The sequence below is a fragment of the Streptomyces sp. SID11385 genome (assembly GCF_010548245.1).
Taxonomy (GTDB): domain Bacteria; phylum Actinomycetota; class Actinomycetes; order Streptomycetales; family Streptomycetaceae; genus Streptomyces.
On the sequence record NZ_JAAGLR010001021.1, the window covers coordinates 1 to 11,727 of the forward strand.

Annotated in this window: 12 protein-coding genes; 9 read left to right on the forward strand and 3 right to left on the reverse strand. The window is 73.7% G+C overall.

Translation table 11 applies throughout. The features are described from left to right. From G3I42_RS31355 to G3I42_RS31385, 7 genes are all read left to right on the forward strand, one after another. Positions 1-1,140 (forward strand): Gfo/Idh/MocA family oxidoreductase (locus tag G3I42_RS31355; protein WP_164291077.1); only part of this gene is annotated, 1,140 nt, incomplete at its 5' end. A 65-nt stretch (positions 1,141-1,205) separates the two neighbouring features. Then, a complete protein-coding gene (locus tag G3I42_RS31360) occupies positions 1,206-2,453 on the forward strand; it encodes an extracellular solute-binding protein (protein ID WP_164291078.1) in 1,248 nt (415 codons plus the stop codon). Positions 2,454-2,627: 174 nt separating this feature from the next. Beyond that, positions 2,628-3,539 (forward strand): sugar ABC transporter permease, encoded by a 912-nt coding sequence (locus tag G3I42_RS31365; protein WP_164291079.1) that lies wholly within the window; start codon positions 2,628-2,630, stop codon positions 3,537-3,539. Between the two features lie 2 nt (positions 3,540-3,541). After that, positions 3,542-4,486 (forward strand): carbohydrate ABC transporter permease, encoded by a 945-nt coding sequence (locus G3I42_RS31370; RefSeq protein ID WP_164291080.1) that lies wholly within the window; start codon positions 3,542-3,544, stop codon positions 4,484-4,486. Further along, on the forward strand, positions 4,483-5,547 hold the full coding sequence (locus tag G3I42_RS31375) for an NAD-dependent epimerase/dehydratase family protein (protein ID WP_203607601.1): 1,065 nt from the start codon (positions 4,483-4,485) through the stop codon (positions 5,545-5,547). The genes G3I42_RS31370 and G3I42_RS31375 overlap by 4 nt, the downstream gene beginning before the upstream one ends. Positions 5,548-5,553: 6 nt before the next feature. Continuing rightward, positions 5,554-6,636 carry a dihydrodipicolinate synthase family protein gene (locus G3I42_RS31380; RefSeq protein WP_164291081.1) on the forward strand — a complete coding sequence of 361 codons (1,083 nt, stop codon included), beginning with the start codon at positions 5,554-5,556 and terminating at the stop codon, positions 6,634-6,636. After that, the gene (locus G3I42_RS31385) at positions 6,620-7,666 is read left to right on the forward strand and encodes a hydroxyacid dehydrogenase (protein ID WP_164291082.1); all 1,047 of its coding nucleotides are present in this window, start codon (positions 6,620-6,622) and stop codon (positions 7,664-7,666) included. The genes G3I42_RS31380 and G3I42_RS31385 overlap by 17 nt, the downstream gene beginning before the upstream one ends. 66 nt (positions 7,667-7,732) lie before the next feature. On the opposite strand, the gene G3I42_RS31390 is transcribed toward G3I42_RS31385, so the two are convergent. Beyond that, entirely contained in the window at positions 7,733-8,584 is an 852-nt protein-coding gene (locus tag G3I42_RS31390) for an SMP-30/gluconolactonase/LRE family protein (RefSeq protein WP_164291083.1), read from the reverse strand. Positions 8,585-8,820: 236 nt separating this feature from the next. Here G3I42_RS31390 and G3I42_RS31395 point away from each other — a divergent pair, with 236 nt between their 5' ends. Beyond that, positions 8,821-9,141 (forward strand): hypothetical protein, encoded by a 321-nt coding sequence (locus tag G3I42_RS31395; protein ID WP_164291084.1) that lies wholly within the window; start codon positions 8,821-8,823, stop codon positions 9,139-9,141. Between the two features lie 43 nt (positions 9,142-9,184). On the opposite strand, the gene G3I42_RS31400 is transcribed toward G3I42_RS31395, so the two are convergent. Continuing rightward, the gene (locus G3I42_RS31400; RefSeq protein WP_164291085.1) at positions 9,185-9,802 is read right to left on the reverse strand and encodes a hypothetical protein; all 618 of its coding nucleotides are present in this window, start codon (positions 9,800-9,802) and stop codon (positions 9,185-9,187) included. Positions 9,803-9,935: 133 nt separating this feature from the next. Further along, on the reverse strand, positions 9,936-10,175 hold the full coding sequence (locus tag G3I42_RS31405; RefSeq protein WP_239096799.1) for a DUF6480 family protein: 240 nt from the start codon (positions 10,173-10,175) through the stop codon (positions 9,936-9,938). Positions 10,176-10,355: 180 nt separating this feature from the next. Here G3I42_RS31405 and paaE point away from each other — a divergent pair, with 180 nt between their 5' ends. After that, positions 10,356-11,465 (forward strand): 1,2-phenylacetyl-CoA epoxidase subunit PaaE, encoded by a 1,110-nt coding sequence (paaE, locus tag G3I42_RS31410; RefSeq protein ID WP_164291086.1) that lies wholly within the window; start codon positions 10,356-10,358, stop codon positions 11,463-11,465. Positions 11,466-11,727: the final 262 nt, after the last annotated feature.

Consider the following 11,727-nt stretch of genomic DNA (forward strand, 5'->3'; position numbering starts at 1 on the left):
GCGGGCGCGGCGGGGCCCGTCGCGGAGTTCGACGACTGGCGGGGCCTGCTGCCGGGCCCCGGCGGGGAGCGGATCGCGGACGCGGTGCTCGTGTGCACGCAGGACAGGGAGCACGTCGAACCCGTCCTCGCGCTCGCCCGCGCCGGGTACGCGCTGCTCACCGAGAAGCCGCTCGCGCCGGGCGAGGAGGAGACCCGCCGCCTCGTCGAAGGGGTCGTGGAGGCCGGGGTGCCCTTCGCCGTGTGCCACGTCCTGCGGTACACGCCGTACACCGACCTCGTGAAGGGCGTCGTCGACAGCGGGGTGCTCGGTACGGTCACCGGGGTCGAGCACCTGGAGCCGGTCGGCTGGTGGCACTACGCGCACAGCTACGTGCGCGGCCCCTGGCACAGCGAGGCCGCGTCCTCGCCGATGATCCTCGCCAAGTCGAGCCACGACCTCGACTGGCTCGCGTACGTGACGGGGCGCCGCATCGAGACCGTCGCGAGCTTCGGCTCGCTCGCCCACTTCCGCCCCGAGAACGCCCCCGCGAACGCGGCGACGACGTGCCTCGCCTGCCCCGGCGAGGTCGAGTCGGCGTGCCCGTACTCGGCGCGCAAGCTCTACTACCCGGCGCTGCGCAGGACCGGCGGCGCCTGGCCCGTCAGCCACGTCACCGACCGCGCGCACGGACCCGAGGACGAAGCGGTCCTCACCGAGGCGCTGCGCTCGGGCCCGTACGGGCGGTGCGTCTACCACGCGGACAACGACGTGGTCGACAACCAGGTCGTGGCGATGCGGCTGTCCGGCGGGATCACCGGGACGTTCACGATGAGCGCCTTCACCGAGCAGACGCACCGCCAGACCCGGATCTTCGGGAGCCACGGCTGGCTGCGCGGCGACGGCGAGCGCGTCACCGTGCACGACTTCCGCGACGACACCGTCACCGTCCACGAGACGGAGGCGACCGGCTCGAACGCCGCCGAGGGGCACGGCGGCGGCGACACCGTCCTCATCGCCTCCTTCGTCGACGCGCTCGCCACCGGCGACCTCTCCCGCATCCGCTCCGGCCCCCTCGACTCGCTCGGCTCGCACCTCGCGGCCTTCGCCGCGGAGCGCTCCCGCCACCTGGGGACCGTCGAGCAGGTCCCCGCACGCTGAACACCCCCCGCGCCCCGCACCGCCGAACGCCGCCCCCTCCCCCGTACCGCCTGGAGAACACCACCATGAGAATCCGCCGCAGCCTCGCCTGTACCGCCCTCGCCCTCACGACCCTCGCCGCGACCGCCGCCTGCGGTTCGGGCAGCGGCGGCTCGGGCAAGGGCAGTGTCAACGCCTGGGTCTACCCCGTCATCACCGACGAGAAGGCCAACAAGGCGTACTGGGACGGCCTGGTGAAGGAGTTCGAGAAGAAGAACCCCGACATCGACGTCAAGGTCTCCACCTACCCGTGGGCCAACCGCGACACCTCCCTCGCCACCGCGCTCTCCGCGAACAAGGGCCCCGACGTCGCCTACCTCATCCCCGATCAGCTCGCCGCCTACCAGCGCAACCTGGTGCCGGCCGACGAGTACCTGCCCGCCGCCGACACGAAGGCGCTGCGCCCGGCGGCGCGCGAGGCCGTGACCGTGGACGGCAAGGCCCTCGCGACGCCGGTCCTCATGTCCGCGTACCCGCTGCTGTGCGACAAGAAGGTCTTCGAGGCCGCCGGGCTCGCGGACCAGTACCCGAGCACGTGGGACGACCTCGACGCGCTCGCGCCGAAGCTCAAGGCGAAGGGCTACTACGCGACGAGCTACAGCGGCGACACGACCGCGACGCTCAACATGACCTTCTACCCGCTGCTCTGGCAGGCGGGCGGGGACGTCTTCGCGAAGGACAACAAGAGCGTCGCCTTCAACAGCGCGGCCGGTATCAAGGCGCTGAGCTGGCTGCGCACGTACGTGGAGAAGGGGTGGACGCCGAAGGACCTCGTCACCTCGACGCCGAAGATGGAGCAGACGGACCTCGCGAAGAACAAGGTCGCGTGCACGTGGCAGAACACCGCCGCCGAGGTCGCGCCCTTCTGGGGCGAGGACAACATCGTCGTGCGGCAGCCGCTGAGCGCCGACACGAGCGCCGCGTACGGCACCGTGGGCACCCTCGCGGTCTTCAAGGGCGGGGACACGAAGGCCGCGGGGAAGTGGGTGAGCTTCGTGAGCCAAGCGAAGAACAGCGCGGGGCTCCAGAAGCCCGGCGGCTACTTCCCCACCCGCGAGGACGCGAGCAACCTCTACCCCGGTGACGCGCGCCAGCAGGAGACCGCGAAGGCGCTCGACACCACGAAGGTCGGCCCGCTCGCGACCGCCGCGCGCGACGTCATGGGCTCGCTCGCCCCGGAGATCCAGGCCGCGCTGCTCGGCAAGAAGAGCCCGAAGGACGCGCTCGACGCGGCGGCGAAGGCCGCGGACCAGGTCATCGCGCGCAAGCGCTGAGCGAGGCGGGGGCGGGCGTTCCACGGGTCCCGCGCGGCCGTACGGCCCGCCACGCCGTACGGCCGCCTCCCGCACGGCCCGCTCCCTCGCCCGTACGGCCCCCGCCCGCACCGCCCTTCCCCTCACCCCTCGCGCCGCCCCGCGCGGCGTCCGCACCACCCCGAAGGAGGTCCCGTGTCCGCTCTCGCGGAACGCCCTCACCCCACCGGCAGGCCCCGGCGCGGGCCGCACGCCCGGCGCGAGGCCAGGATCGGTCTGCTCTTCGTCCTGCCCGCGCTCCTCCTCTTCCTCGCCTTCCGCTTCGGCCCCGGCATCGCGGGCCTGCTGCTCGGCTTCACCGACTACACCCTCGGCCAGGACACGCACTTCACCGGGCTCGACAACTTCGACCGGCTCGTGCACGACCCGCTCTTCTGGTCGGCCCTCAAGGTCACCGTCGTCTACACGGTCATGGCGGTGCCGGTCACGATCGCCGCCTCGCTCGGCCTCGCGCTCCTGACCCGCCGCGCCTTCCGCGGCTCCAAGCTCTTCCGCTCCGTCTTCTTCCTGCCGGTCGTCACGAGCCTCATCCTCGCCTCGACGGTCTTTATGTGGATCTTCTCCTCGGACGGCCCCTGGTCGAAGGTCATGGGCCTCATCGGCCTGCCCGACCAGTCCTGGCTGGCGGACTCCGCGCTCGTCCTGCCCGCGCTCGCCATCGTCGGCGTCTGGTCGCGCTGCGGGTACGGGATGCTCATCCTCCTCGCGCGGCTCCAGGAGGTGCCGCGCGAACTGGAGGAGGCGGCCCTCATGGACGGGGCCGGGCCCTGGAAGCGGTTCCGGTACATCGTCGCGCCGCAGCTCAAGGGCTCGTTCTTCTTCCTCGCGGTCATCGAGACCACCGCGAGCTTCCAGGTCTTCGACGCGGTCTACATGATGACCGGCGGCGGCCCGGCGAACGCGAGCTACAGCCTGGTCTTCCAGCTCTACGACGCCGGCTTCAAGTACTTCGACCTCGGCTACGCCAGCGCGATCGGCTGCGTCCTGTTCGTCCTGACCCTCGTGGTCGCGGCCGTCCAGCGGCTGGTCATCGGAAAGGAGAGCTGACGATGAGCGACACCGCCGCACTGCCCCGTACCGCCGAGGAGTCCGCCCAAGAGCCCGCCGGGACCACCGCGGGAAGGCGCGCCCCCCGCCCGCGCGAGCCGAAACCGCACGAGACGCTGCCCGCCGCACTGCGCATGCGCCCCCGGGGCAAGGTGCTGCGCGGGGTGCTGCTCGTCGTCGCCGCGCTCGTGACCGTCTTCCCGTTCTACGCGATGGTCGTGCTCTCGCTGAAGCCCGAGGGGGCCGTCGACCTGCCCGGCAGCCTCGCCCCGTGGCCGCTGCACGGCGGCGCGTACGGGGACGTGCTCGGCTCGCAGGACGTACCGCGCTGGCTGCTCAACACCCTCGTGTACTCCGTCGTCTCGGTCGTCGGGGTGCTCGTGCTCTCGGCGCTCGCCGGGTACGCCTTCGCGAAGAAGCGCTTCCCGGGGCGCGAGACGATGTTCTGGTCGTTCCTGTCGATGGTGATGGTCCCGTACCACGTCACGATGATCCCGACCTTCATCCTCATCGCGAAGCTCGGCGGCGTGGACACCTACTGGGGTCTCATCCTGCCGACCCTCGCCAACGCCCAAGCCGTCTTCCTCATGCGGCAGTTCATCATGGGGCTGCCCGACGAGCTGTTCGAGGCGGCCCGGCTCGACGGCTGCTCGGAGCTCCAGATCTTCTTCCGGATCGTGCTGCCGCTCCTCAAACCCATCCTCGCGACGCTCGGCACCTTCGTCTTCCTGTGGCACTGGAACGACTTCCTGTGGCCGCTCATCATCGGCCAGTCCACGGACATGCGCACGCTCACCGTGGGCATCGCCTCGCTCCAGCAGCAACAGGTGCCGCTCAACCAGGTACTCGCCGGTTCCGTCGTCGCATTCGTTCCGATCTTCAGCGCCTACCTGGTGGGCCAGCGGTACTTCACCGAGGGCGTCACCGGTTCGGCCGTGAAGGGATGACCCGCACCCCCATGTCCCCCGACTCCACCCTGCCCAGCGCCTTCCCCGGGGACGAGAAGGGTCTCGAAGACCTCCTCGCCACCCCCTCGCCCGGCCTCGTCGCCGATCTCGCCGGTCTGGAGGGCGATCTCGTCCTGCTCGGCGCGGGCGGCAAGATGGGCCCCAGCCTCGCCCGGCTCGCCCGCCGCGCGCTCGACGCCGCCGGACGCGCGGACGTCACCGTGCACGCCGTCTCGCGGTGGAGCGACCGCGCCGCGGCCGACGCGCTCGCCGCCGAGAACGTCCGGCCCGTCGCCTTCGACCTCATGGCCGGCGACCCCGCCGACCTCCCCGACGCCGGGAACGTCGTCTTCATGGTCGGCGCCAAGTTCGGCTCGGCCGGGCGGCCCGACCACGCGTGGGCCGTCAACGCCGCGCTCCCCGACCGGATCGCGCGCCGCTACGCCGCCGCGCGGATCAGCGCCTTCTCCACCGGGAACGTCTACCCGCTCGTCCCCACCGCCTCGGCGGGCAGCGTCGAGAGCGACCCGGTGGGCCCGGTCGGCGAGTACGCGATGTCGTGCCTGGGCCGCGAACGCGTCTTCACGCACCACGCCCACGAGCACGGGCTGCGGCTCGCGCTGATCCGGCTGAACTACGCCGTCGACCTGCGGTACGGGGTCCTCGCCGACATCGCCGCGGCGGTACGCGCGGGCAGCCCGGTGGACGTGACGACGGGACACGTCAACGTGGTGTGGCAGGGCTACGCGAACGAGGTCGCCCTGCGTTCCCTCGCGCACGCCGCGCGCGAACCCTTCACGCTCAACCTCACGGGCCCCGAGACCGCCTCGGTGCGCCGTATCGCCGCGCTGTTCGCCGCCGCGTTCGGGACCGAAGCCGCGTACACCGGTACGGAGTCCGGCACGGCGCTGCTCTCGGACGCCTCGCGGTGCCACGAGTTGTTCGGCTACCCGGGCGTGCCGCTGCGCACCCTCGTCGGCTGGCAGGCCGAGTGGCTGCGGCGCGGGCTGCCGCTCTCGGGCAAGCCCACCAAGTTCCAGGTCCGCGACGGAAGGTTCTGATCACCGGTGCCCGCAACGCCCTCCCCCACACCGCCCTCCCCGCTCGACACGCTCGCCGCCGGCACGGTCGTCCCCGCCCACCCGCTCGCACTCGACGCCGACCGCCGCCTCGACGAGCGGCGGCAGCGCGCGCTGACCCGCTACTACCTCGCCGCCGGAGCGGGCGGACTCGCCGTCGGAGTGCACACCACCCAGTTCGCGATCCGCGAGCCCGCGATCGGCCTGCTGCGTCCCGTACTCGAACTCGCCTCCGAGGTCGTCCGCGAAGAGGCCGCGCGTCTGCGCCCGCCCGAGGAGGCGACGGCGCCCTTCGTCCGGATCGCGGGCGCCTGCGGCTATACCCGCCAAGCCGTCGCCGAGGCGGAGCTGGCACGCGAACTCGGTTACGACGCCGTGCTGTTGAGCCCGCTCGTGCCCGGCGCCGATGAAGCGGGGCTCCTTGAGCGCACGCGGGCCGTGGGTGAGGTGCTGCCCGTCATCGGCTTCTATCTCCAGGAGGCGGTGGGCGGCCGGCGCCTGTCCCCCGCCTACTGGAGCGCGCTCGCCGAGATCGAGTCCGTCGTCGCGATCAAGACGGCGCCCTTCGACCGCTACCGCACCGCCGACGTCATCGCCGCCGTCGCCGCCTCGGGGCGCGCGGGCGAGGTCGCGCTCTACACCGGCAACGACGACGCCATCGTGCAGGACCTCCTGACGCCGTACCGCACGGCGGAGGGCGAGCGGTGGTTCGCGGGCGGGCTGCTCGGGCACTGGGCGGTGTGGACCCGCGCCGCCGTGCGACTCTTCCACGAGGTGCGGCGGGCCCGCGCGGGCGACCACGCGCTGCTCACCGCGCTCCTCGCGCGCGGCCCGCAGGTGACGGAGTCCAACGCGGCCGTCTTCGACGTGCGCTACGACTTCCGGGGCTGCATCGCCGGGGTGCACGAAGTGCTGCGCCGTCAGGGGCTGCTCGCCGGGACGTGGTGCCTGGACGTCGACGAGGGGCTCTCGCCGGGGCAGGCGGAGGAGATCGCGCGGGTCGTGAAGACGTACCCGTGGCTGACGGACGACGCTTTCGTCGCGGAGCACCTCGATGACTGGCTCCGCTGAGTCCGCGGCGGGGGGCCGTCACGGCGGCCCGGCCCGCGTCGTCGTCGCCGTGCCGCCCGCGCTGCGCGCGCAGTTCTTCACGGCGGCGGCGTGGGACCGGCTCTCGTCCCTCGCCGCGCCCACCGTCGTGGACGCGCACCAGGACCGTACGGAGCTCGCGCGCGCCTTGCGCGCGGCCCGCCCGCACGTCCTCGTCACCTCCTGGGGCACCCCCAGGATCGACGCCGAACTACTGTCCCTCGCGCCCGACTTGGGGTTGCTCGCGCACACAGGCGGCGCGGTGAGCCCGTACGTGGGGCCCGAGGTGTTCGCGCGCGGGGTGAAGGTGACGCAGGCGGGCGGCGCGATGGCGCGGCCCGTCGCGGAGGTCGCGCTCACCTTCACCCTCGTCCTCCTGCACCGCGTGCACCGCTTCGACCACGCGCTGCGCTCCGGGGCGCCGTGGGAGGAGGCTTCGCGGGCGCCGGAGCGGCACGAGATCCTCGGCTGCCAGGTCGGTGTCGTCGGGGCCTCGCGCACGGGCCGGGCCTACATCTCGCTCGTACGGGCGCTCGGCGCCGAGGTGACGGTGCACGACCCGTACCTCGGCGCGCGGGACGCGGAGCGGCTCGGCGTGCGCCGCGCGCCGCTGGACGAGGTGCTGCGCACGAGCCGCGTCCTCGCGCTGCACGCGCCCGCCGTGCCCGAGACGCGCCACCTGCTCGGCGCGCGGGAACTCGCCCTGCTCCCGGACGGCGCGGGGCTCGTCAACACCGCGCGTTCGTGGCTCGTCGACGAGGCGGCGCTGCTCGCCGAGGTGCGCACGGGGCGGCTGGACGCGGCACTCGACGTGTACGACGCGGAGCCGCTGCCCGTGGACCACCCGCTGCGCGCGCTGCCGAACGTCCTGCTGACCCCACACCAGGCGGCGGCGACCGTCGAGGGCAGGCACGCGCTCGGCGCGAGCACGGTCGCCGAGATCGCCCGATACCTCGCGGGCGAGCCGCTGCACCACGCGGTGGGGCCCGAGGCGCTGGTACGGGTCGAGTGAGGGCAGCCCGTACGGGGCCGCACCGCGCCGCCCAGCCCGCGTTTACGGGAGCGGACGGCAGCTCGCTCAGCCCGCGTACGGGAGCGGGGGCAGCCCGCGCACGCCGGGCTCGGCGCGGAAGACCGCGCCCGCGTCGGGGTCCTCGTGCGGGGCGAGGTCCTGGCGCGAGGTGGTGATGTACAGCTCGCGGTAGCCGGGGCCGCCGAAGGCGCAGGCGCTGACCTGGCGGGCGCCGACGTCGACGACGGCGTCGAGCGTCCCGTCGGGTGCGTAGCGGCGGACCGCGTGCCCACCCCACAGGGCGATCCAGATGCCGCCCTCGGCGTCGCGCGTGATCCCGTCGGGGCCGCCGTCCGCGGGGTCGATCCGCACCCACGGCTCCAGCGCGCCGAAGTCGCCCGTGATGGGGTCGGGGTGGAGGCGGAAGACCGTGCCCGTAGCGGTGTCGGCGTAGTGGGCCTCGGTGCCGTCGGGGGCCCAGACGAGGCCGTTGGAGATCGTGGCGTCGCGGTGCACGACGCTCGTGGTGCCGTCCGGGGCGAGGCGGTGCACGCTGCCGGCGCCGCGCCTGCCGTCGTAGGCCATCGAGCCGCAGTAAAAACCGCCCGCCGGGTCGCAGCCCCCGTCGTTCATCCGCACCGTCGGGTCGCTCCACAGCTCCGATCCGGGGCGCACCGTCCCGTCCGGGTCCACGCACGTGAAGCCGCGCTCGACGGCCGCGACGATCCCGCCGCCCGTGCGCGGGCGCCACGCGGCGAGCACATCGCCGAGGTGGAGGCGTTCGGGCCTCGCCGCGCCGTCGAAGGTGAGCAGGTCGCCGCGTGTCAGGTCGACGATCCGCAGCCGGTCCGCCGCCGGGTCCCAGCCCGGGCCCTCGCCGTGGTGGGTCACCACCTCGCTCCACCGCTCCGCGCGCACCCGTACCCCTCACGTCCGCCGTGCGGCCCCCTTCACGGGGCCGTCCGCGGCGGACGATACCCATGATCACTCAGGCGTGCGACATGGGTACCCAGGGCGGGGCTGAGTACGACCACGGAGGCGCGCGGCGGCGCGCGCGGCGAGTCTTGAGGAGTCACCTCGTCCGTACGGACGGCCCGTCCCGCGCGGACGGCCCCGTCCCGTACGGGCACCCCGGTCACCGAAAGGCCACGCTCATGACCACGTCCCCGCGCTCCCTCGCCGCGACCGCCCGTCGGCTGCTCCTGCGCCCGCTGCCGCTCGCCTACCTGGCGCTCGTCGCCGCCGTGGTCTGCTGGGTGCTCGCGGACCACTACCTCGTCGCGCACGCCGACGCGAGCATGGCGGGTGTGTGGATCTTCTTCTCGACGGCTCCCGTCTCGCTGGCCTTCGCGGCGCTGCCGACCGCGCTGTTCTGGATCGGGCCCGTCGTCGGCGCCCTCGTGAACGCCTTGGTGCTCGGGGTGCTCGCGGAGCGGTTCGGCGGGCGTGGCCGTGCGCGGTCGCGGGCCGCCTGAAGACGTACGCGGTCGTGTCCCGCCCGGCCGGGAGCCCCCGGGCTCAGTACAGCTTGTCCACCGCCGTCACCGTCGTGCGCCGGAACGCCTTGACGGGTGCGGAGTCGAAGCCGCCGAGCTGGGCCCACCGCACGAGTGTGACCGCGCGCCCGTCGCGGCCCACCGCCCACAGCGAGACGTCGGAGGCGCCCCCGCGGGTGACCGTGTGCAGCCCGTAGACGTGGGCGCCCTCCTCGACGTCGAGCCTTCCGTAGGACTTCCGCGTCGCCGTGACGTCGGGGTCCTCGGCCGCGTGCTCCGCGCAGCGCGCGAGGCTGCGGCGGAGCAGTTCCGCGTAGTCGGCGGCACGCCGCTCGTCGCGCTCCACGACGACGACCTGGAGGGCGCGGGCGTCGACGTCGGTGCGGAAGGTGCGGTGGCTCGCGGTCGAGGGCAGGGTCTCGCCGCCGCACAAGGGCAGCGGGTCGGGGCGCCCGGCCGTGACCGGCCCCGCGTACCAGCGCGAGGAGGGGTGCGGGGGCAGCTCGCCCGCGGTCAGGTAGTGCGGGCCCGCGCTCTGCGCGAAGGCCGGCGCGGCGCCCAGCAGTCCGCCCGCGGTGAGCGCGAGGAGAGCGAGGGCGGTGCGCCAGAGCGGGCGCGGGCGGGTGAAGGTGCGGGTCATGCGGTGTCCCCCTGGTCGTACGGTCTTCCCGCTCCGTACGACGGGTGGGCACCGTCCCTCGTTTCCGAAAGCCCCTCAAACCACCCGTCGGAGTGATTCCGGGCGGCCTACGGGACCGGACGCACCGGCTCGGTCACGAGATCAGCACCGCGTACGCGAGGAAGAACCCCGCGAAGAACAGCACGAGTATCCCCACCCCGATGAGCGGGGCGGCGGCCCAGCCGCGCGCGGGGTCCTTCCAGGGGCCCGCCTCCGACGTACTGCTCTCGGCGGGAGGGGTCTCGCCCGGGGGCACGCCGCCGCCCGGTTCCAGGCCCGTCGTGAAGCTCGGATCGGCGTCGGTGTTGGACACGGGAGTCGCGTAAGTGCTCATGCGTGCGGGATGCCCGCCCCGCATGCCCCGTAAGCACCTTTTGCGCGTTTTATCTCCTGCGGCGCGCCCCGCCACCCGGAGCCGAGTGGCGCGTACCGCACCGCCCGGGGCTTGCACGCCGTGGGAATCTTTGGAAATCTACTCCCGAACGAACGGTCGGTAGATGTTGAGGAGTACGACATGACCGCGACCCCCGTAGAGGGCGCGCGCCCCTCCGCACGGCGCCGTCCCAGCTTCCACACGCTCCGCGTCGCCCGGGTGGAGCGGCTGTCCGAGGACGCCGTCGCGGTCGGCTTCGACATCCCCGAGGAACTCGCCGAGCAGTACGCGCACCGTCCAGGCCAGTCGCTGACCCTGCGCCGCGCGGTGGAGAGCGGCGACGAGCGGCGCTCGTACTCGATCTGCTCGCCTGCCGGGACCACGCCCCGCATCGGGGTGCGCGAGGTCCCCGGCGGCCTCTTCTCCTCGTGGCTCGTCCACGAGGTGCGCGAGGGCGACGAGGTCGAGGTCATGTCCCCGACCGGCGTGTTCACGCCCGACCTCACGACGCCTGGGCACCACGTGCTCATCGCCGCGGGGTCCGGGATCACGCCGATGCTCTCCATCGCCGCTTCCGTGCTCGGCGCGGACGAGGACTCGCGCGTCACGCTCTTCTACGGGAACCGGCGCTCGGGCACCGTGATGTTCGCCGACGAGCTGGCCGACCTGAAGGACCGCTACCCGACCCGCTTCGAGCTGGCGCACGTGCTCTCGCGCGAGCCGCGCGAGGCCGAGCTGCTCAGTGGCCGGCTCGACGCGGAACGCCTCGCGGCCCTCGTCGCCGCGCTCGTGGACGTCGAGGCGGCCGACCACTGGTGGCTGTGCGGCCCGCACGGCATGGTCACCGACGCACGCGACGTGCTCGACGGACTCGGCGTCCCGGCGGCGCGCGTGCACCAGGAGCTGTTCTTCGCCGACGGCGAGCCCGTCACCCCGGCCGTCCGCCCGGACCGCGCCGCCACCACCGACGGCCCCACGAGCGAGGTCACCGTCGTCCTCGACGGCCGCTCCACGACCGACGCGCTGCCGCGCGACCGCACCCTCCTCGACGGCGCCCAGGCCACCCGCTCGGACCTGCCCTTCGCGTGCAAGGGCGGCGTGTGCGGCACGTGCCGCGCGCTCGTCACCGAGGGCGAGGCGGACATGCGCCGCAACTTCGCCCTGGAGGAGAACGAAGTCGCGGCCGGGTACGTGCTGACCTGCCAGACCTTCCCCGTCTCCGAGAAGCTGACGGTCGACTACGACAGCTAGGGGGTTGTCCCGGGCGCGGCCCCGCTCGCCCCGGCGGGCCGGGGCACGACCCTCCCGAGCCGTCCACCGGACCTTTGGCCACGGATCAGCCCGGTAGGGTCCGGGCGGACGGAAAGGGGACGAAGGTGTCGGACAGGGAAGCGGTACGCGGCGCGGCGGCGCGGGGCGGGGACGCGCCCGGGGGCGGGCGGTGCACCGTCGTGGTGCTGCACGGGGGGAAGGCCGAGGGGCGGGAGCCGGCGCGGCCCTGGCAGCCGGCCGC